We start from the raw sequence: 21750 nt of genomic DNA on the forward strand, positions 1-21750 counted from the left end.
CCAAATATCCCGTCCAGTCATTACATAAATGGTTTCCATGATTGCTAAAATTAAGGAGAGGCCTAAGGTCAATGGCACAAACAGAAAATGGTAAAGTGCTGTTAAAGCGAATTGCAAACGGGAAAGATCGACTAGATCACTACCAGGAACCATGGGTATATCTCCTAAGTGAAATAACTGTAGCTTTTTTATTTATGATTGGCTTTGTTGTACCGTACCTAACAACTGTTGCTCGATATTTTTATTTGACTTTTCGATATTTTTAAAGCATACAGACCATAATAAGAACAACAGAGAAAATTTAATAATTAAAGTTAAGAGAATATCACGAGTCAGTGGTTTTATCATATCTCTTCTCTCCTCTTTTTATTTATGCCAGATGATACATGAAATTATTGTAAATAATTTCATGTGTATTATTTCATTTATTTACAGTATTGGGAATTCATAAAAAATAAATTTCATAGACAATCTGCCTATGATTAACCCCTTTTAAGCTATACTAAAATTAGCAAATAAGTAAAGAAATGGGGGATATTATGAGTAGAAATACGTTGAGTAAAGTCATACGTACCGCAGTTTTTGCTCTAAGTCTCTTTGTTAGCGCCGTTTGCAGCGCGCATGGAGGTGGCGGAGGCGGTGGTGGTTGGCATGGAGGCGGTGGTGGTTGGCACGGAGGTGGCGGTGGTTGGCACGGAGGTGGCGGCGGTTGGCACGGAGGCGGTGGCGGTTGGCATGGAGGCGGTGGTTGGCACGGCGGATATTATGGTGGTGGCTTGTGGGGCCCTGGCGTAGTGATTGGTGCTCCCTTTTACAATGATTATTATGCCCCTGCATGTCAGACAGTGCGTGTGTGCAATAACTATGGGCACTGTTGGTTACAACAATCCTGTTATTAACTTTTCCTTATTAATTTTTAATCGCGAGCTGATGCTCGCGATTTGAGTTTTCTAAACATTTTTTCAGTATTTTCTAAATTAGTAGGAATAAGAGCATTAACTTGATACTATTTTTATACTTTTCTAAATTTTATCTGGGTATTATGAACAACTTATGGGAATATGTTGTCCATTTAAAATGGGAGCAAATCTCTTTTTCTCTAAATCCTATTGCGGATCGAAGCTTCCCATAATGTAGCTAATATTAAATCCTTACTGAAAAATATTTGTGAAAACTGTATTCACATTCTACCTAATCCAGATATTAAAATTTTATTATCACAAATGATTGACAGTGGGGGTGTTGAACTGAAATTGTTATATTGGTCAAAAAGTGATTTAGATGCGGTGAGAGATGAGGTGTTGACTGTAATTAAGACAACATTTGAAAGAGAGTCAATTACTTTTGTTCCAGCTTCTAAAAATTAACAATTTCCAATCTGTTTAATTAAATTTTTAACTGATCCGATTAAAAATCACTGTTTATTCAGCTGCTTGTGCGTCAGCTTATTCAGTGGTATGCATTCAATGATTATCAATAATAATACCACTAAAACATTGCGGAGGTTTTATTTCTCCTTTCGCGGGTAAGATGACTTCTACCATGCCGCACTCATCTGTTCTGTAAAATGGAATATGTAAGCTATTCAGACTGGCTAAAGTTTTTGTATGGGGAAAGTGGAATCGATTATCAAAGCCTAGAGAAGCAATCGCATAACGGGGTGCGACCTCTAATAGAAAGCGATAAGAAGATGAGGTTTTGCTGCCGTGATGGGGAATAAGTAGTACATCCGACTTTAGTTCAGCGCCGTAAGATTTCACCAAAAAATCCTCAGCTTCCTTTTCTATGTCACCGGTTAACACTATTTTTCCTGCATTGGTACTGATTTGTAAAATGCAAGAACTGTTATTTTTGTCTTTAAATGCCCTCTTAATGGCTAAGAAACGAAAATGAACACCATCCCATTGCCATTCAGAATAATCATGACATTTTAAGCCGTGTGTGTAATAGCGAGGTTCATTCACCAACAGTTGACTTACGCTCAATGCACTTTCAATTGACTTTAGTCCACCCAGATGATCCTTGTCTGGATGGCTGATGACTATTGTGTCTATTTTTTTTATCCCTAAATTTTTAAAATAAGGCAAAATTACCATTTTACCCAAATCGCTACCTTGGAAAAATTGATCCCCAGTGTCATAGAGCAATACATGATGTTCGGTACGAATAGTGATTGCCAAACCCTGACCTACATCTAAAACATGAACTAATACTGTACCAGGCTGAATCAAGGTACGTGATGGAAAGCAGGGAATTAGCAACCAGAGCAAAGTGAGCCATCGAAAGGGTCTAATCGGTAATAAAACCCACATTAACAATGCGCTTATTAAGGCAAGGGTTTGCTCAATAGACGTTATTGAATAGTCAATATTAATGGCTGCCAGATGTTCAGTCCAATGGAGTCCTTTAAATAATAAAGCGATAAGCCAGGATAATGGCTTCATAAGTAGCCATGCCCAACTGTATGAACTTACTAACATTGTAAGCAAAGCTAAAGGTACAATGAGAAATCCAACTAGGGGAATTGCAAATAAATTAGCAATAAAGCCATTGATTGATCCATAAGAATACCAATACAATGTCAAGGGCATTAAGCCAATTAAACAACTTAATTGAAGTGCCAGGCTGCTTTTGTATCCCTTAAGGCGCCAGCGCTGTTGGGTGAGAAGTAAACAGGCTACTGCTAGAAAAGAAAAATAAAATCCTTGCATAAATACTGAATGCGGTTCAAGACAAAGTACAGCGCATAATGCATAACGCCATACTTGCCAAGGGCTAAATCGTTGCTTTCCTAAACTGCAAAGAGTATAGAAGAAGCAGCCCATTAACGCTCGCTGTACTGGAGGATCAAATCCTGCTAAAAAAGCATAAAATATAGCGGCCAGTAAACCACAAATACTGGCAACATATGGAGCAGGGATGAATAGGCAACAATAAGCACTGCGTGACCATAACCAAGTGCTTAGCCAATAAATTAATCCCGATATTAACGCAATATGTTCCCCTGAAATGCCGAATAGATGAATGGTGCCCGTACGGCGAAATAATTCCCAATCTTCCTGGCTGATGTGCTGGGTTAAATTTAAAGTGAGTGCTTCAACAACGCCCGCAATGGATTGATTGGGTGCTAATGGTGTAAGTTGATTCCCCAAGTTTTCACGTAATTCTAACCAATTAAAACCTGAATGCGCATCAGCAAGTAATTTATTTTTTTTTGAGCGAATATAACCGGTCCAAATGATGTGTCGTTTGCTAAGTGAAGTAACATAATCAAAACTCCCTGGATTCAGAAAATTACGTGGTTTTTTTAGTTTTACCGTAAATTGCCAATGTTGTCCTATATGTAAGATAGGGGTTTTATTGTACCAGGATAATTGAATTAGGCCTTGAGCTGGAAGATTATTGTATCGCTCAAGCTTTAATAAAAACTGAGTTTTATGTGGGTTTTTTAGCGTAATAGAGGTAATAGTTCCTTGTATTATTGCTTGTTGAATTACATTAACATTCGGTAATCCTTTAGGTAACATTAGCCATTGATGAAGCCAACCCCAGCTGATTCCCAAAAGAAAGAAGAGAATAATTGAGTATTTTGGCGTAATGTAAAAGATTACCAGGGTGAGCACAGGTAAATAAATATTTGCCGTGTATACATACAGTATACCCATGAAAAAACAAAAAATTTCCATTTAAATTTCAGAGTTGGACTATCTATTGATATTGATGGTATGAAATTGGTGTTTCGGTGTAAAGAGAAATTTTGTTAACTATTCGCTCTAAATATGAGGAAGATCATCTTTGGCATACTCAAAACCTACCTTCTTCCAAGAACTTGAACACATTTTTTATTAAACCGCTGCAGTAGAATTTCCGAAAAATCTTTTATTACGCGAGACTCCAGCAAATACTTTGCATTGTACCTGCAGAATCGACAGCAGTTTTTACCTGCATTTCATCTACCATCAAGTTGGCACACAAACTATCTACTATCTGGCTCCCTATTGGTGTGGCCATAAGGGTATAATGTGTTGTACTTAAATTTGTTAACCTAATTTGGTAATAACCTAGGGGTGATGTTTGCGGGAATGCAGGCAAGAAGCTACACACTTTAGTATAAGATCTATTTTGTGCATAGCAATGTTCCAGTATGATTTGATCTTGGGTTAATGCAGCTAATGCGTCGTGGCGGCGCGATTTCAAGATGAAGTTGACATAGGTTGGATAGGCTATAGTGGCTAATAACCCGATAATCATTAGAGCGATCATCATTTCAATTAATGTGAAGCCTCGCATTTCTTTGATCATCTGATAAAAGTTAAGCATTCTTGAAATCGCTTTGTTATTTTTTATCGGTATTCCTTCTAAAAGGTTTTTTCCTTGTTTTTTTAGCATTGACAGAAGGTTTCCTATTTCTGGGTATGGCTTTTTTAATTTGCGAAGGAAGTATTGTACTGGGTAGGTGATGATTCGGTTCAAACGTTTCAATTTCAATACGCTCTAATTTGCGTTTGATCAGTTTTTCAATAGCATATAACTGACCTGCTTCATCCGCGCTTACTAAAGATACAGCAAGTCCAGAAGCGCCTGCACGTCCTGTCCTGCCAATACGGTGAATATAATCTTCAGCTACTTGAGGTAAATCAAAGTTAACTACACAAGGTAGTTGATCAATATCAATACCACGAGCAGCAATATCAGTGGCTACCAGTATGTGTAAGTTACCTGATTTAAAATCTGCTAATACTTTGGTGCGCTGTGATTGGGATTTATTGCCATGGATTGCCGCTGCATAAATGTGATTCTCGCCCAGTTGTTTAACTAATTTATTCGCGCCATGTTTGGTCTTTGAAAATACCAAAGTTTGTCCCCATTTATTTTTATGAATTAAATGGCTAAGTAGCAAATGTTTGCTGGTTTTATCAACAGGATGAACTGTTTGTTTGACTGCAATCACTGTTGTATTCCGTGGAGATACGTCAATTTCGACTGGTTTATTAAGCAAGCTTTTAGCTAGAGCACGAATTGAATTAGAAAACGTGGCAGAAAATAATAAATTTTGCCGCTTTTTAGGTAATAAGTTAATAATACGTTTAATGTCGTGGATAAAGCCCATATCCAACATGCGGTCGGCCTCGTCTAAAACCAAGGTAGTTACTTCATGAAGTTGAATTGCACGTTGTTGGTGCAAATCCATTAAGCGTCCTGGGGTGGCCACTAGAATTTCAACGCCACCACGTAACTTCATCATTTGTGGATTAATTTTTACGCCACCAAAAACAACAGTTGAGCGTAGAGATAAATATTGTCCGTATTGCTTAATGCTTTCATGCACTTGAGCTGCCAACTCCCGTGTTGGAGTCAGGATCAAGATTTTCGCTTGATTACTTTTAGCGCGCGGCTGTTCATGAATTTTTTGTAAAATGGGCAATACAAAACTTGCTGTTTTACCTGTCCCAGTTTGTGCCGACGCCAAAATATCGTTACCTTGTAAAATGGCAGGAATGGATTGAATTTGAATAGGGGAGGGTTCCTTATAGCCTGATTCACTTATGGCACGTAATAATGGTTCGATTAGATTTAAAGATGTAAAACTCATAGTACTTCCTTAATAATAGGCTATAGTGTCAAACAGTAGAGAAATAGCCTGTGGCAAGTGTGCTAAACTTGTTCAATGTAAACGGGGCAAAATTATTTTACCGTTTAATAGGGTTAATTTTGGACCAATTGTATCATAAATTAATAGGTGCAGGATAAATTATTTTCATATTTAATAGATCCTAATCCCATTCGATAAATGCTTCTATCTCCATATCATTTTTAGGATCAGGTTGTGGCTGTGGATGAGGCTGAGATTTCAAGCAGCGCACTGGATGCTTAAATGTTTTTAAAGCGTTTTCCAAACTTACAAAAGTATACTCTTTTTTCTTATATAAATTAATAATATCCGGCAATAAATAAGCATTAAGTAAATTTGCATGAATTAATAAAATTTGTGCTTGTCCTGCATTATGATGATATTGATTGTATTCTTCAGCAAGAATAGTTTGCTGCCAAATGAAATCTAGATAAAAAGGTTTGAGTTTAGCAAGATAAGCACGCCGCTCTATTTCTGGCATTGCTAATAAGCGCTGATTAAAGACAAAATCTTTAGAATCTATAGTAACTGGTGCTACCAAGTAATTTTTTTTAGCAAGAAAACAAAGAATGTCTTCCTTTTTTTGTCCAGAACTCATTGACAAATAAGGATAGCGAAAATATTTTGGTTCTGTTAAAACTGGTGCTAAGATGACATCAGCCTGTTGAATTTCACGAATGTATTTTTTCCTATTCAGTTTACTTAAATTAGCATGTGTTAGTGTATGGTTGCCTAACCCAAAACCAGCATTACGAAATTTGTGTAATACTTCCCAATTATTTTTATGAACTTCACTAGCGATAATAAATCCTGTAGCTGGAACGTGTTGTTTCGTCATTGTCTCAATAATCATATTCAAATGAACATTTCGATATTCACCGACAAAGGGTAAATCATCAATAGTAATTGAGATTAACTTTTTAGGAGCAAAACGAGATGTTTTCCCAGGAATTTCTTGTAGTGCACTGGATGATGTTTTTTGAGTGGGTAGTGCAAAACTTATATTCTGGATTACAGTCCAAAGCATCAGGAAACACACTACTTTCTTCATAATTAATTCAATTTTCATTAAAGCAAGGTAACGTTTTGTTAATTAAAAAAAGCATTGTAGCAAAAATTAATCTAAATGGCTTATATAAAACACTATTGTTGTTATAAATTAGCCGCAGTGTGCACATAGCGGCTAATTTACAGAGAGTAATTGTAAGTTTAGGAATTAAATAGTTTTTTAATGTTAATATCGAGAATGTTGTTAGACTCAGTCTCTAGTGCTGGTTTATCCTCATTATTTGTTGGCTGTGTCTTAATTACTAAAGAGGGGAAAAACACTACTAAAATAGGTAAATGACATATCAGGAGATTTAGTATCATTAGTAGCAGGCTTATTGTACTTCGTGAATTTTTGAACTGCTATTTTTAATGCTTTACTTTGTTGTGCACAAATCATATCTTGGAACAATTTAAGAATATCTGGTAAAACAAGTTTATCTATTGATGAAAAAATATGTTTTTTCTAAATTGTTTGTCAGTTTTGCATCAAGTGGCTCACAGGATTTTTCATAAATGTAGGAAGAAAAGGAACATACTTCCTAACCATCGAGTTCTGTTAAGATGATTGATTACAATAAATAGCGCGCCGTAAAATGCATGAGGTTTGTATTTTGGGAATATTGGACTTTTAGTGTTGGAGGACAGCAAGTCCATTATAGAGCTTAAAAACTGAAGTAGATATTTTCTATGTTCACTTGTTTCTTTAATTGTTTTGCTATCTTCATTGACTAAAATGATTTTGACTACGTTTTTTAAAATCGTCTTTTAATTTGACTAAATCCTTTAATTTAAACATCGTTTTTGTCTCCCATATCTCCAAAAAAAGTTATGTAAGTTTTTTCTTACAGTACCAGTGTAAACCAAACTAAACGTTGAGTCATGGATTTTCATTATACAATTTGATTTACAAAAAAAATTTTAAATTCATAATCTTATACTTTATTTTTGTGAATTTTTACTAAGCTTTGGCAATGTTACTAAGGTATCTATTTTGTGGTTTATTTACGGCGATCTAGTACCAGAGCGAAATTCTTGGATTGTACAGACAAGCTCAAGGACATAAGTACTAATTTAGTTAGTTATTTTTAAAGTAGTTTGAAGCTTTAAGCAGAAAAAAACTTGAAAAAAATTGTATTAATTTTAAGAACGAGTAATATTCTGCATCAGTTTAATTTAATAGCCTTACCCGCTGCCTTAATTACTAAGGCATGACGCAAATTGAAAGAGGTTTGTTGTGGACGTAAAAAATGATAAATTGCAGCAGAAGCAATTTTTTTTTAACAGTGCTTTATTCGCGTTGCTTTTCCTTCTCATATGCCGCGTTGTTGCCATGTGGGGTATTCCTCTTAATGATGTTTCCGAAGCACGTTATGGAGAAATTGCACGTAAAATGTTAGAAACAGGGAATTGGGTCACCTTATTACATGATTATGGTGTTCCATTTTGGGCTAAACCTCCTTTATCAACGTGGTTATCAGCATCTTCAATGAAATTTTTTGGGGTGAATGAGTTAGCTGTTCGTTTACCAGGGTTGCTTTTATCTATTGGTGTTATATGGCTTATTTGGGATTTAGCTAAAAAACACAGTGGCGCGGTTGTAGCTACTTTAGCTACTTTGGTTCTTGCAGGAACATTATATTTTTTTCTTGACGCGGGCACTGTAATGACAGACCCGTCTTTAGTTTTTTGCACTACGTTAGTTCTGGTTTCTTTTTGGCATGCAGTTGTCGTTGAAACTAAATTTTGGTCTTATCTCTTTTTTATTGGTTTGGGTTTGGGTTTGTTGGCAAAGGGACCAGTAGCTTTAGTTTTGGCAGGAATGCCCATTTTCTTTTGGGTTTTGTTGTATAATCGATGGCGTAATTTATGGAACAGACTACCTTGGATTAAAGGCTCTTTAATTGTCTTGATAATCGCACTTCCCTGGTATATTTGGGCAGAAATACGCACCCCAGGTTTTTTAAATTATTTTATTGTGGGTGAGCATTTTCATCGGTTTATAAATCCTGGATGGACTGGTGATAAGTATGGTTATGCTCATAAAGAGTATTGGGGAATGATTTGGCTTTTTGCCGCATTAGGAATTTTCCCCTGGTGTTTTTTAGGAGCGGTTTGGTTTGTAAAATATAGAAAAACTTTGCCTTCATTGTTTAGTGATGAAGACGGATGGCTGGGTTATCTTTTCTTATGTACGGTTGTTCCTTTATTCTTTTTTACGTTTTCAAGTAATATCATTTACACTTATGTATTTCCTTGTTTGCCATTCTTTGCTTTGTTTTTCACTGAATATTGGATACGAGCAGGAGCTATGTTACGGGCGAAAAAGCTAGTACTGGGATTGTCCTTAAGTTGTGGTATGATTTTTTTGCTTGCAACGATTATTTTTAATCTCATTCCCGAGGTTGTGTCTAAAACCCAGAAACCAGTAATTGCTGCCTGGTTAAAACAATCACCAGCTGCGGACAGCAATTTAGTTTATTGGGATTATAAACCAGAATTTTCTGCGCAGTTTTATTCAGCAGGTAAAGTTAAATTTACTCACGATAATAAAGTTCTTTGTCAGTTATTGGCGAATCAGACAGAAAATTATGTGGTGATTCATCCTCAGCGTATCACTCAGTTGTCACCGGATTTATTGTCACACTTGACCCAGGTGCAGCAGGTTATTGTTAATGGTATGCCATTAATCTTGCTGCGTAGTTCTGTTTTGACTTGCTCATAGGTCTGTGGCTACTTTTGCTCAATCTTGCGAAATAGCAACAGATTCTAAAATTTAAGCAAAAGTATTAATAAATCTATTGTTCAATAAAGATACCAATTTTGTTTGAGCTTTGGTATACTCTGGCGCAACTTTTAAGCCATGATGTGAGGAGTAATTGTGTCGCATTCTATTACGGTGGATTCAAGCGCCTTGAGGTCTCGTGGCGACTTGATGGCTTGGCTTGTTTGTCTATCTGCTGGTCTCTTCTTTCTCTATGAATTTTTTCAGCTTAATATTTTCGATGTTATTAATCAATCATTACGCGATGATTTTCATATCGATGCGACGCAGGTTAGCTGGATGTCCAGCGCTTATTTATGGGCAGACATTCTTTTCCTTCTTCCTGCAGGGGCTATTCTTGATCGTTTTTCTACGCGAACAGTGATTTTAAGTGCTCTATTTATTTGTGTTCTTGGTACCGTAGGTTTTGCTCTGACTGATTCATTTATCCTGGCTTCTTTTTTCCATTTTCTATCTGGAATAGGGAATGCATTTTGCTTTTTATCTTGTATTGTTTTGGTATCACATTGGTTTCCGCCAAGAAGGCAGGCTCTGGTTATTGGTTCTTTGGTGACCATGGCTTTTGTAGGTGGCATGATGGCTCATACGCCTTTTGCCTATCTTTATGAGCTGTTTGGATGGCGTCGTGCTTTATTAATTGATGGGGCAGTGGGTGCAGTTTTATTGTTGTGGATTTTCTGGATTGTGCATGACAAACCGGAACGCTTTTCAGGAAAAAGTGAAAATAATCAAGTACAAACTGGTACAAGTTTTATAAAAGCTTTGGTGAATCCACAAAATTGGCTGGCTGGTTTTTTTACTTCGTTTCTTAACTTACCTATTATGGTTTTCTGTGCTTTATGGGGCGCTAGCTATCTGCAGGTAGTGCATCATTTATCCGAAATGGCAGCAAGCAATGTGGTGAGTCTTATTTTTATGGGCAGTGTGATTGGTTGTCCATTAGCCGGGTGGTTGTCTGATTCGCAAGGGCGTCGTAAACCCTTAATGATTTTTGGTGCAGTTGTGACCTTGCTGACACTACTTCCTTTATTTCTGCACGTAGTTCTTTCTCAATTTATTCTAAGTATTCTCTTTTTTGCTTTAGGATTTTTTACCAGTACGCAGGTAATTTCTTATCCTTTAATCGCTGAAAGTAACCCTGCTGAAAATACAGGGGCTTCTACAGCCATTGCTTCGGTGATTATTATGGGTGGTGGTGGAGTTGGGCAAGTCTTATTTGGTTGGTTAATGGCACATCATACAGAAACAGCAGTAATGAGTTACACCGCTTCTGATTTTCAATTTGCAATGTGGATGTTTCCAATAACTGCCGTTGCGGCTTTAATCGTCGCATTACTGACTCGCGAAACGTATTGCAAACGCTAAAAACTGAGGAGTAAAAATGGACATGGTTAATGAGTTTCAGGAATTTGATGATTTTAAATCTTCATTGTTACCTTGGCTGGTATGTTTTGCAGCAACTTTGTTCTTCTTCTATGAGTTTATTCAGGGGAATATGTTTGCATCTATAGCAGAAAACATCATGCAGGACTATCAAATTCAGGCAGATAAAATGGCCTGGTTATCAAGCATCTACTACTTAGCCAATGTGTTGTTTCTTTTTGTCGCAGGAATGGTTCTTGATCGCTTCTCCGTTAAAAATACATTGCTTATTGCTATGTTTTTGTGCGTAGTGAGCACATTTATTCTGGCTCATTCCCATTCTTTTTATATTGCTTTATTTTCACGTTTTGTTACTGGGATTGGCAGTGCATTCTGTTTTTTAGGCCCCGTTCGTTTAGCATCACACTGGTTTCCCCCAAAGCGTATGGCTTTAGTTACTGGTGCGATAGTAACCATGGCTATGGCTGGAGGTATGCTGGCTCAATATCCTTTAACTAAATTGGTGGTTTTGGTTGGATGGCGTCAGGCAGTACAATATATGGGGGTTCTTGGTTTTATAATATTGGTGTTTATGTTTCTCTGGATCAAGGAAAGACCACCAATTGCCATAAAGAAAAAAGGCAAAGCAATCGATGTATTTTCGGCTGCTAAAAAAGCCTATTTTAATACACAATATATTCGTGCCGCATTTTATGCCAGTCTAATGAATATGACTATAGCTGTATTTGGCGCAATGATGGGTACTTTGTATTTAGAACAACGTTTAGGGATCAGTGCTGAGCAAGCTTCGATGGTCAATAGTATGTTGTTTTTAGGTGCGATTATTGGTTCTCCTTTAGTAGGATGGATATCTGATAAAATGGGGTTACGAATTCTTCCTATGAAAATGGGCGTTTTTGCTTCCCTGCTCATTTTATTTGCTGTTCTTTATCTTCCTGTGTCTTTGACTCTTATGGCATTCTTTTTTTTCTTATTGGGTTTATTTACTTCAACACAAGTGATTAGCTATGCCTTAGTAGCTGAAAGTAGTTCGCCTGTAATGATTGCAACCGCGGTAAGTGTTATTTCCATATTGATTCAAGGCGGTTACATTATTTATCAAAACCTATTTAGTTATTTATTAACGAACTATGAGGGGACGCAGTTAATTAATGGAACTCCAGTTTATTTATTAGATGCTTATCAACATGCAGCGATTATTTTACCTTTAGGTTTATTCATTGCGTTGCTTATGCTATTGGGTTTAAAAGAAACTTATTGCCAACAAGTTGAGGACTAAAAAGCATGACAGGACGGGTTTGTATTTTACTGATGGACTCTTTTGGCATTGGTGCCAGCCTTGATGCAAGTCATTATGGTGATGTAGGTGCCAATACCTTTGTGCACATTCACGAAGCATGTGCACAGGGTAAAGGTGATAAAGTGGGCTTACGTCAGGGGCCATTAATGTTACCTAATCTGGCAAAATTAGGTCTTTATCACGCGGCTATAGCCAGTTCTGGATTGCGCTTTGTTGAATTATCTTCTTTTGCTAAGCCTATAGGTTATTATGGCTATGCCGTCGAGCAAAGCTTGGGTAAAGATACTCCAAGTGGACACTGGGAAATAGCTGGTGTACCGGTTACCTTTGCATGGGGTTGTTTCTCTGAACAATCTAATTGTTTCCCCAAAAAATTAATTGATGCTTTTATTCAACGTGCGAATATACCCGGAGTTTTAGGGGAAAAACATGTATCAGGAACAATTATTCTTGAAGAGTTAGGTGAAGAACACATACGTACAGGTAAACCTATTGTTTATACTTCAGCAGACAGCGTGTTTCAAATCGCAGCTCATGAGGAATATTTTGGTTTGCAGCGTTTGTACGATATTTGTGAGATTGCTCGTGAGTTAGTGGATGAGTATCAGATTGGCCGGGTCATTGCACGACCATTTATAGGAAAATCGGGTACATTCAAACGCACAGGCAATCGCAAAGATTATGCGATATTACCTCCTGCAAAAACGTTACTCGATTATTTAAGTGAGGCAGGTCGGGAAGTAATTGCTCTAGGAAAAATTGCTGATATTTATGCACATCAAGGAATTACACAAACAATTAAAGCTGATGGCAATATGGCTTTATTTGATGCTACTTTGCAAGCAATGAAAACGGCTCCTGCAGGCAGTTTAATATTCACAAATTTTGTCGATTTCGATTCTTCTTATGGGCATAGACGTGATGTGACCGGTTATGCACATGCGCTTGAAGAGTTTGATGCACGACTTCCAGAGTTGGACCGTATATTAAAACCCGATGATTTAGTAGTTATTGCTGCAGATCATGGATGTGATCCTACTTTTCCCGGTTCAGATCATACACGAGAACATATTCCCGTATTGGTCTATGGGCCCAGTCTAAATAGTCATTTCATAGGTCGTCGTGATACTTTTGCTGATATTGGTCAGAGTATTGCACAACATCTTGAGTTAACTGGTTTGGCTCATGGTGTGTCTTTTTTAGTGTAAACCATTGTTTTTTTATTTTTCACCCCCATCTTGAATTTCAAGTACGCTAGTAATTTATTTAGACTATATTGAGGATTTAACTTTGGAACAATTTCGTGGGACAACCATACTTTCAGTACGACGTGGGAATCAGGTCGTTATCGGCGGTGATGGTCAAGTTACTTTAGGAAATACCGTGATGAAAAGTAATGCACGTAAAGTGCGGCGGCTTTATAAAGATCAAGTTATCGCTGGTTTTGCCGGAGGAACTGCAGACGCATTTACCCTTTTTGAACGCTTTGAAAGCAAGTTGGAGTTGTATCGAGGTCGTTTGATGCGGTCTGCAGTAGAGCTTGCTAAAGATTGGCGAACGGACAGAATGTTGCGTCGTCTTGAAGCGGTGCTTGCAGTAGCAGATTGTAGATCGTCCCTAATTATTACCGGTAATGGTGATGTGATTGAGCCTGAAGAAAGTTTAATTGCCATTGGTTCAGGCGGCCCTTTCGCCCAGGCCGCTGCACGGGCATTGATGCAAAATACCAAATTATCCGCTAAGGAAATAGTCCGTAAAGCATTGACTATTGCGGGAGAGATTTGTATTTACACCAATAATAATTTAACCATAGAAGAATTAAGCAATGACAGCAAATAATAGCATGGTAATGACTCCACGTGAGATTGTTCAAGAGTTAGATAAACACATCATTGGCCAGGAAGACGCGAAAAGAGCGGTAGCTATCGCGTTACGCAATCGCTGGCGCCGTATGAAAATTCAAGATCATGTTTTACGTAATGAAATAATGCCAAAAAACATTTTAATGATTGGGCCAACTGGAGTTGGTAAAACTGAAATAGCACGACGTTTGGCGAAATTAGCGCATGCTCCTTTTATTAAGGTTGAAGCTACCAAGTTTACTGAGGTTGGTTACGTAGGTCGCGATGTTGATTCTATTTTACGTGATCTGGCTGACATTGCGATTAAGCAAGAACGCGAATCAGCAATGAAAAAAGTAGAACATTTAGCTGAGGATGCGGCAGAGGAACGTGTGCTTGACGTATTGCTTCCTCCTGCTCGTGGTAGTTTAACATCTACTGAGAAAGACGGTACTGCTAGGCAAGTATTTCGCAAACAATTACGAGAAGGCTTGCTTAATGAAAATGAAATTGAAATTGAAGTGTCTGCTACTCCAGTCGGCATCGAAATTATGGCCCCTCCTGGGATGGAAGAAATGACCAGTCAGTTACAGTCTATGTTCCAACAAGTTGGCAGTCATCGCACCAAAACACGTAAAATGACGATAGCTAAAGCAATGAAAATTTTACGTGAAGAAGAAGCCTCAAAGTTGATTAATGAGGAAGACATTAAGGTTCGTGCGATTGAAAGTGTTGAACAAAATGGTATTGTGTTCATTGATGAATTAGATAAAGTAGCAAAGCGTTCCGAAAGTGGCGGTGGTGATGTGTCTCGTGAAGGAGTGCAACGTGATCTATTGCCTTTAGTTGAAGGAACTACGGTTTCCACAAAATACGGTATGATTAAATCCGATCATATTTTATTTATTGCTTCCGGAGCATTTCATGTGGCCAAGCCTTCTGATTTGATTGCGGAGTTGCAAGGTCGTTTGCCTATCCGAGTTGAATTGTCTGCTCTCTCTGTTGAAGATTTTGTGCGCATACTCACAGAACCTACTGCTTCATTGACCTTACAATATACTGCATTGATGGAGACTGAAGGGTTAACTTTGAGTTTTGATGAGTCTGGAATTCGACGTATTGCTGAAGTTGCCTGGCAAGTGAATGAGCGAATGGAAAATATTGGTGCTCGTCGCTTGTATACAGTTATGGAACGATTGTTGGAAATGGTTTCTTTTGAAGCTACTGATAAGTCAGGGGAATCCGTTCATGTTGATAAAACTTATGTGGATAAAAATCTGGCACAATTAGTGGCTGATGAAGATTTAGCACGTTATATTCTTTAGTAGGGTCTGCAAAAGACCCTCGCGCCTAATTCACCAGTTCACTAATAATCCCTTTAAAGAAATAATCGTGGAGTTCATGGATGTCGTACATTTTAGTTTTATATTATTCAAAAACAGGTTCTGTAGCTCAGTTAGCTCAGTATATCGCTCGTGGAGTTGCTCGTGTTTCCGGAATTGAAGCACGTGTGCGCACAGTTCCACCCGTTTCCACTACCTGTGAAGCGGTAGATAAGGTAATTCCCGATAATGGAGCACCCTATGTAACTTTGGATGATTTACGGCATTGTCAGGGACTGGCTTTAGGGAGTCCTACACGTTTTGGAAATATGGCAGCTCCTTTAAAGTATTTTTTAGACAGTACTTCTTCTTTATGGTTGGCTGGTGATTTAATTGATAAACCAGCTTGTCTTTTTTCTTCTTCTGCAAGCATGCATGGAGGGCAGGAAAGTACTTTGTTAAGTATGATGCTTCCTTTGTTACATCAAGGCATGGTTTTATTGGGTATTCCTTATTCTGAAGCTTCTTTAAATAATACAGTAACAGGTGGAACTCCTTATGGGGTAACTCATGTTTCCGGGGTTGTTAATGATTGTTCTTTAAGTGAGGATGAAATCACTTTAGCTAAAAATTTAGGTGAGCGTTTGGCACGAGCTGCTCTTAAACTGAGTAAATAAAATGAAAGTAATTAGTTTTAATGCGAATGGTATTCGTGCTGCAGCACGTAATGGGTTTTATGAATGGCTTGCGGTGCAGGATGCCGATTTTGTGTGTATTCAGGAAACCAAAGCACAGGCAGAGCAATTGCTCCCAGAAGAAATTTTTTATCCCAGTGATTATTTTTGCGACTATTATTCAGCCCAAAAAAAAGGATATAGCGGAGTAGCTATTTATGCACGCCATAAGCCAATCCGAATTGTAAAGGGGATTGGCTATGATTATTGTGATAATGAGGGGCGATATATTCAATTTGATTACCCTAAGTTAAGTGTCATTTCGCTTTATTTACCCTCAGGCACTAGTGGTGATGAGCGTCAGGGGATTAAATATAACTTTCTAGAACAATTTGCCAGGCATTTAATCCAATTAAAAAATGAGGGACGCGAATTGATTATTTGTGGGGATTATAATATTGCCCATAAACAAATTGATTTAAAAAATTGGCGTAGTAATCAGAAAAATTCAGGATTTTTACCCGAAGAACGTGCTTGGATGGATGAACTTTTTGGTTCAATGGGTTTTGTCGATGCTTTTCGCGTCCACAATCAGCAAGAAGAACAATACACTTGGTGGTCTTACAGAAGCTGTGCCTGGGAAAAAAATGTAGGGTGGCGCATTGATTATCAAGTAATTACTCCTGGGCTAATTGAATATGTAACGGATAGCCGTATTTTTCGTGAGGCTCGTCTGTCTGATCATGCCCCATTTATGATTGAATATAAAGGAGAATGGTGTGTTTAAATTAGCCAGTTGGAATGTTAATTCATTAAAGATTAGACTGGAACAAGTCTTAGAATGGATGGATTCTTCACAAATGGATGTAGTTGCTTTACAAGAAACTAAGCTGCTTGATGAAAACTTCCCCGCTACGATTTTTATGGAAAAAGGGTATCACGTGGTGTATTCAGGACAGAAAACATATAATGGTGTTGCTATAATTAGTCGACATCCTATTTCTGATGTGATAACTGATATTACTGATTTAGATGATCCACAACGACGTATTTTAGTAGTCACTGTGGCAGGAATACGTTTGATTAACTTATATGTGCCTAATGGTTCTGAATTAACTTCAGATAAGTACCAATATAAATTGATTTGGTTGCAAAAGGTTAGCACATTTATTCAACAGCAGATGAGTATTTATCCTAAGGTGGCAGTAGTTGGTGATTTTAATATTGCACCTGAAGATCGTGATGTCTACGATCCGGTTGAATGGCAGGGTTCGGTACTGGTTAGTTTACCTGAAAGAGAAGCTTTTGCTAACCTACTGCAATTAGGATTGTATGATAGCTTCAGGAATTTTGAGCAGGTAGAACAGTCTTTTAGTTGGTGGGATTATCGTGCAGCCAGTTTCAGACGAAATAGAGGTTTGCGAATTGATCATGTTTTATTGAGCAAGGAATTGAATGTATTATGCAAACAATCATCTATTGATGTAAATCCTCGTAGGGCAGAAAGACCTTCAGATCATGCACCTGTATGGGTTGAGTTGGCTCCCTTTTGATAGTTACTCTCACGAACGAGAAAAATACGTTTCCCTACTAAACCCGTGAACTCGCTGGGTTATGTGGTGGACAAAGGCTTCAACGATGCCTGCTTTAAGCAATAGATGGTCTTGCCTTTAACATTGTAATTGTAAGTAGTGCCGTCACATCTTCTTGTCGTGCATATGCTGTATAATGTAATGCCTTGGCGATACCGCTGGTAATTTAGAAAAAATGGTTTCTTCACGATTACGCAACATCAGTAAGGTTTAAACTTGTTCGCGGCTTAGCATGGTTTTATACTATTTGTGGTTAATGATGTATTAATGTATTAAATAAAATATGCGCATTATAAATACAAATTAATTTGTATTAAATTTTATATTTGCAAACTGAATTAGTTGAAAGTATCTTCTGGTTTATTTTAGAACAATTATTTCGGAAAATATTAATGGTTACCCAAAAAGAAAAAGATGATGATCGCATTATCTTGTAATTCACTTTGGAATTATTCTGAACTGCAGCAAAAAATGAAAAATTTCTTTCGCTTGGCCTTGGTTTTTAACTCCGGTTGAAAATAAGTTGGACTTACTACAGTGTATTGGTACTTAAAACTCAAGCAAATAACGATCATAATTTTGTTGATACTCAGGAGAAGTCTGATATTTTAATAACATTTGATTCAGTAAAACCAATAAATCTCCTTCATCAGGGTTTACTGCAATTCCAAGACCGTAACCATACATATAAGCAGGTCCTGCTAATTTAAATGTATCTGATGAGTTGGCTGCCCAATACATAGCTGTTGGATTATCAAGCAAAATGATATCCACTTCATCGTTATTTAACGCGGTGAGTTGATCAGCGACGCTATTATATATTTTAAGTTGCGCATTCTTGACGCCCATAGCCGTTAATTGCTGTGGAAAAATGGTCCCTATTTCCAAACCTATTTTTTTTTCATTTAGGAATTGCAATGTAAATGGTTCTACTTTTGTTGATGGTTTAGTAAGAAAACGAGAGTAACTAAGTAAGTAGGGGGTACTGAAGTTTACAATTTTTGCTCGCTCTGGGGTGATGGTGATGGAGCTAATTGCTATGTCTATTTCTTTTTTGGCTACTGCATCTAATAATTCATCAAAACGTATTATGTGATAGTAACAGGTTCGTTGCATCATTTTGCATAGAGTATTCATCATGTCGATATCAAATCCATAAATTTCTTTTTTTGAACCTTGCATGACAAACGGTGGGCTAAAGCTTTCTATCCCCACATTTAATACGGGGAGTTCTGCTGCAACTAACATTGAGCTGAAAAGGATGCTTCCAAGCAAAATCTGAAAAATAAAATTCATTTTAATTTCATAGATAGTTATTGTTTTTTATAGCTTATAACGAGAGTATTGGTTTTGGGAATCAAAATTTTCATTATTTCGGTAAATAAAAAGTTATGTCAATAGAAATCCCTGAAGTACTGGCATCTAAATCATGGTTTATTGAAAAACATTTTTCCGATTTATTGCATCCATTAAGTCATTCGGTAAAAAAATTAGTGCTTGTCAGTGACTATGCATGTAAGCACGTTGTGTTGTTAAAAAAACTGTTAATGGATGACACCTGTAATACATTACTCGCTCGAAATGATTATTTTTGTAGAGTAGAAAAGATACCTCATACATTAGCATCCGTTGATTATGCACATGAGTTACGTCAATTTCGCCATACTCAGTTTTTGCGATTATTGCTGCTTGAGTTATCCGGATTTAGCACTGTCCAACAAGTGATGCGCTCCTGGTCTGATTGTGCTGATGCCTTAATTTTACATACTTTGAAATATTGCCAGCAGTCTTTATCTTCACGCTATGGAATCCCTCGGGATAGCAATGGTAATGAAGTTACTTTATTAACTTTAGGTATGGGTAAACTAGGGGGGCGAGAGCTTAATTATTCTTCCGATATTGATCTCATTTTTGCTCATACCGACGCGGGTGAAACAGATGGTGAAGAGCGTATTGAAAATCAACATTACTTTAGTAAAGTGGTACAGCAATTTAGTCAACTTTTGCAAAATGTAACTTCTGATGGCTTTGTTTTTCGTGTTGATTTAAGACTACGCCCTTATGGGGATAGTGGCCCCTTAGTTCCGAGTTTATCAGCAATGGAAACTTATTATCAGGAGCAGGGACGTGATTGGGAGCGCTATGCGATGGTAAAAGCTCGTGTTATTTCCAAATCAATTGATAAAACGCATGCTTGGTTTGATCGTTTGATCGTTCCTTTTGTATATAGACGTTATGTTGATTTCAGCGTGATTGAATCGTTACGTAGCATGAAAGCGATGATTGAGCGTGAAGTACGATTAAATCCAAGTTTAGAGGATATTAAACGCGGTAGGGGTGGAATTCGTGAAGTAGAGTTTATTATTCAAAATTTTCAGTTAATTCGAGGAGGACGTCTGCTGCAATTACAGCAACAAAATGCATTAGCTGCACTTGCTGTTTTAAAACGGGAACGGTTATTACATCATAGTGATGCGTTAAAACAGGCTTATTTATTTTTACGCCGATTAGAAAATACACTCCAAAGTTTAAATGATCAGCAGACACATTCTTTACCTGATAAACCGTTTCAACAGGCACAAGTTATTTTAGCTATGGGATATGCTTCATGGAATGATTTATTGGCTAAATTACATCAGTATCAACGTATTATCAGCTATGCTTTTCATGCCGTAATGGGCAAAGCAGATGATTATGAAGATGAAAAGAGATTATTAGCTAATCAATTAGCCAGTCTTTGGCAGGGGCATGTGGAAACAACACTATCCATTAATTTATTGATGAGTTTGGGTTTTGAAAATGCCAAATATTGCTATCAAATGATTCATGCTTTTCGCCATGGCCCTCGATGTCGACGTTTGTCACAAGGTGCACGAATGCGTTTGGATCGATTTATGGTTCTATTGCTTTCGGAGTTGACGCGGGTTGAAAAAACGGATGAAGTCTTATTGCAGGTCATCAAATTACTTGAAAATATAGTGGGTCGTAGTGCTTATTTAGCTTTATTAACTGAAAATCCACACGTTTTAACCGAGTTACTTTTTTGGTTTGCTCACAGCCCATTTATTACTTCTTTATTAGTAAATCAGCCATTTTTGTTAGAAGTATTGCTGGATCAGGGACAAAAATGGCGACCTCTCTCACGCCAACAATTAGAAAAATTAGTACTTGAGAAATTGGTACATTGTCAGGATGCTGAAAGCCAAGAGGAGTTTTTGCGTCAATTTAAATTAATTAATTGGCTAATGGCTGCTCGAGCTGAACTTTATGGATTTAGCAGTTCAGTGCGTATTGGAAAATTTCTTGCTGATGTGGCTGAAGTAATTGTTAGCCAGGTTTTGATAATTGCCTGTGAGCAATTATCGGTGCGTTATCCAAAAATGAAAAAGATTCAATCACGATTTGCCATTATTGCTTATGGAAAATTGGGTAGTCGAGAGATGAGTTATGCTTCAGATTTGGATTTAGTATTTTTACATACTGTACCATCTGATGAGGAATCTTTGGTCATTCGGCTGACGCAAAAGATTTTACATATGTTGACCACTCGTTTGCAGCTAGGTGTTTTATATACTGTTGATACACGATTAAGACCTTCAGGGACTGCTGGTTTATTGGTGAGTTCTGTGGAAGCATTTGTCCAATATCAAAAAAATCAGGCTTGGACGTGGGAGCATCAGGCCTTATTAAAAGCCCGAATATTAACTAAAAACCGCAGCATGAAATATAATTTTTTACAGTTAAAAAAAGAAGTGTTGTCTTTGCCAAGAGATAAATTGATGTTACAACGGGATGTATTGGCGATGCGGATTAAAATTGAGCAACGTCCTAATGCTGATCCGTTGAATTCTATTAGCGTGAGTTTAGTAGATTTAGAATTTTTAGTGCAATTTTTAGTACTCAATTTGGGCAGCTCTTCTTTAGCGAGTTCCACACATACTTTAAATCAGTTGCAGCGTTTATTTATTGCCGGCGTTTTAAATAAAGAACAGTTTCACATTTTGAAGAACGCTTATAGACATTATCACCATTTATTGCATCTGGCTTTATTACGCCTTAAGAGTACTGAGGATAAGTGCATTCAAAATCAGGTTTCAGTAATTTATCAGCAGTTTTTATCCCCTTTGTGAAGATTTGGCGGCAGAGGGGCATTCAAAATCATAAACAAGCACTA

19 protein-coding genes are annotated in these 21750 nt (G+C 37.4%); 11 read left to right on the top strand and 8 right to left on the bottom strand.

All coding sequences use genetic code 11. The features are described 5' to 3' along the window. Positions 1–153 (bottom strand): cytochrome ubiquinol oxidase subunit I (locus WA877_RS06005; protein WP_425170041.1); only part of this gene is annotated, 153 nt, incomplete at its 3' end. Between the two features lie 39 nt (positions 154–192). Further along, on the bottom strand, positions 193–348 hold the full coding sequence (cydP, locus tag WA877_RS06010) for a cytochrome oxidase putative small subunit CydP (protein WP_425170022.1): 156 nt from the start codon (positions 346–348) through the stop codon (positions 193–195). Positions 349–539: 191 nt separating this feature from the next. Between cydP and WA877_RS06015 the strand changes: the two genes are divergently transcribed. Further along, complete coding sequence (locus WA877_RS06015) at positions 540–899, top strand: hypothetical protein (protein ID WP_425170023.1); 360 nt, start codon at positions 540–542, stop codon at positions 897–899. A 564-nt stretch (positions 900–1463) separates the two neighbouring features. On the opposite strand, the gene WA877_RS06020 is transcribed toward WA877_RS06015, so the two are convergent. From WA877_RS06020 to WA877_RS06040, 5 genes are all read right to left on the bottom strand, one after another. Continuing rightward, entirely contained in the window at positions 1464–3686 is a 2223-nt protein-coding gene (locus WA877_RS06020) for a DNA internalization-related competence protein ComEC/Rec2 (RefSeq protein ID WP_425170024.1), read from the bottom strand. A gap of 196 nt (positions 3687–3882) precedes the next feature. Then, the gene (locus tag WA877_RS06025; RefSeq protein WP_425170042.1) at positions 3883–4320 is read right to left on the bottom strand and encodes a type IV pilin protein; all 438 of its coding nucleotides are present in this window, start codon (positions 4318–4320) and stop codon (positions 3883–3885) included. Between the two features lie 16 nt (positions 4321–4336). After that, positions 4337–5593 (bottom strand): DEAD/DEAH box helicase, encoded by a 1257-nt coding sequence (locus WA877_RS06030; protein ID WP_425170025.1) that lies wholly within the window; start codon positions 5591–5593, stop codon positions 4337–4339. Positions 5594–5774: 181 nt separating this feature from the next. Further along, on the bottom strand, positions 5775–6701 hold the full coding sequence (locus WA877_RS06035; RefSeq protein WP_425170026.1) for a polysaccharide deacetylase family protein: 927 nt from the start codon (positions 6699–6701) through the stop codon (positions 5775–5777). Between the two features lie 488 nt (positions 6702–7189). Next, positions 7190–7441, bottom strand: coding sequence for a hypothetical protein (locus tag WA877_RS06040; protein WP_425170043.1), 252 nt, complete (start codon positions 7439–7441; stop codon positions 7190–7192). A gap of 475 nt (positions 7442–7916) precedes the next feature. On the opposite strand from WA877_RS06040, the gene WA877_RS06045 reads away from it, so the two are divergent. The 9 genes from WA877_RS06045 (at position 7917) to xth (ending at position 17537) form a co-directional block, all read left to right on the top strand. Then, positions 7917–9404: an ArnT family glycosyltransferase gene (locus WA877_RS06045; RefSeq protein WP_425170027.1), complete on the top strand. Its 1488-nt coding sequence runs from the start codon at positions 7917–7919 to the stop codon at positions 9402–9404. 156 nt (positions 9405–9560) lie between these two features. Beyond that, positions 9561–10829: an MFS transporter gene (locus WA877_RS06050; RefSeq protein WP_425170028.1), complete on the top strand. Its 1269-nt coding sequence runs from the start codon at positions 9561–9563 to the stop codon at positions 10827–10829. A 16-nt stretch (positions 10830–10845) separates the two neighbouring features. Next, complete coding sequence (locus WA877_RS06055; RefSeq protein ID WP_425170029.1) at positions 10846–12126, top strand: MFS transporter; 1281 nt, start codon at positions 10846–10848, stop codon at positions 12124–12126. A gap of 5 nt (positions 12127–12131) precedes the next feature. Further along, entirely contained in the window at positions 12132–13355 is a 1224-nt protein-coding gene (locus WA877_RS06060; RefSeq protein WP_425170030.1) for a phosphopentomutase, read from the top strand. An 82-nt stretch (positions 13356–13437) separates the two neighbouring features. Next, positions 13438–13986, top strand: coding sequence for an ATP-dependent protease subunit HslV (hslV, locus tag WA877_RS06065; RefSeq protein ID WP_425170031.1), 549 nt, complete (start codon positions 13438–13440; stop codon positions 13984–13986). Positions 13987–13990: 4 nt separating this feature from the next. After that, positions 13991–15313, top strand: coding sequence for an ATP-dependent protease ATPase subunit HslU (hslU, locus tag WA877_RS06070; protein ID WP_425170044.1), 1323 nt, complete (start codon positions 13991–13993; stop codon positions 15311–15313). Positions 15314–15393: 80 nt separating this feature from the next. Next, positions 15394–15987, top strand: a complete 594-nt coding sequence (gene wrbA, locus WA877_RS06075; protein ID WP_425170032.1) for an NAD(P)H:quinone oxidoreductase — start codon at positions 15394–15396, stop codon at positions 15985–15987. Between the two features lies 1 nt (position 15988). Then, the gene (locus WA877_RS06080; protein WP_425170033.1) at positions 15989–16771 is read left to right on the top strand and encodes an exodeoxyribonuclease III; all 783 of its coding nucleotides are present in this window, start codon (positions 15989–15991) and stop codon (positions 16769–16771) included. Beyond that, positions 16764–17537, top strand: a complete 774-nt coding sequence (gene xth / locus WA877_RS06085; RefSeq protein WP_425170034.1) for an exodeoxyribonuclease III — start codon at positions 16764–16766, stop codon at positions 17535–17537. Before WA877_RS06080 ends, xth begins: the two co-directional genes overlap by 8 nt. Before the next feature lie 588 nt (positions 17538–18125). Here the strand turns inward: xth and WA877_RS06090 are convergent. Next, entirely contained in the window at positions 18126–18872 is a 747-nt protein-coding gene (locus tag WA877_RS06090) for a transporter substrate-binding domain-containing protein (RefSeq protein WP_425170035.1), read from the bottom strand. A 95-nt stretch (positions 18873–18967) separates the two neighbouring features. Between WA877_RS06090 and glnE the strand changes: the two genes are divergently transcribed. Next, positions 18968–21706: a bifunctional [glutamate--ammonia ligase]-adenylyl-L-tyrosine phosphorylase/[glutamate--ammonia-ligase] adenylyltransferase gene (gene glnE / locus WA877_RS06095; protein ID WP_425170036.1), complete on the top strand. Its 2739-nt coding sequence runs from the start codon at positions 18968–18970 to the stop codon at positions 21704–21706. Positions 21707–21750: the final 44 nt, after the last annotated feature.

The sequence above is a fragment of the Legionella sp. genome (genome assembly GCF_049790535.1).
In the GTDB taxonomy this organism is placed as follows: Bacteria; Pseudomonadota; Gammaproteobacteria; order Legionellales; family Legionellaceae; genus Legionella.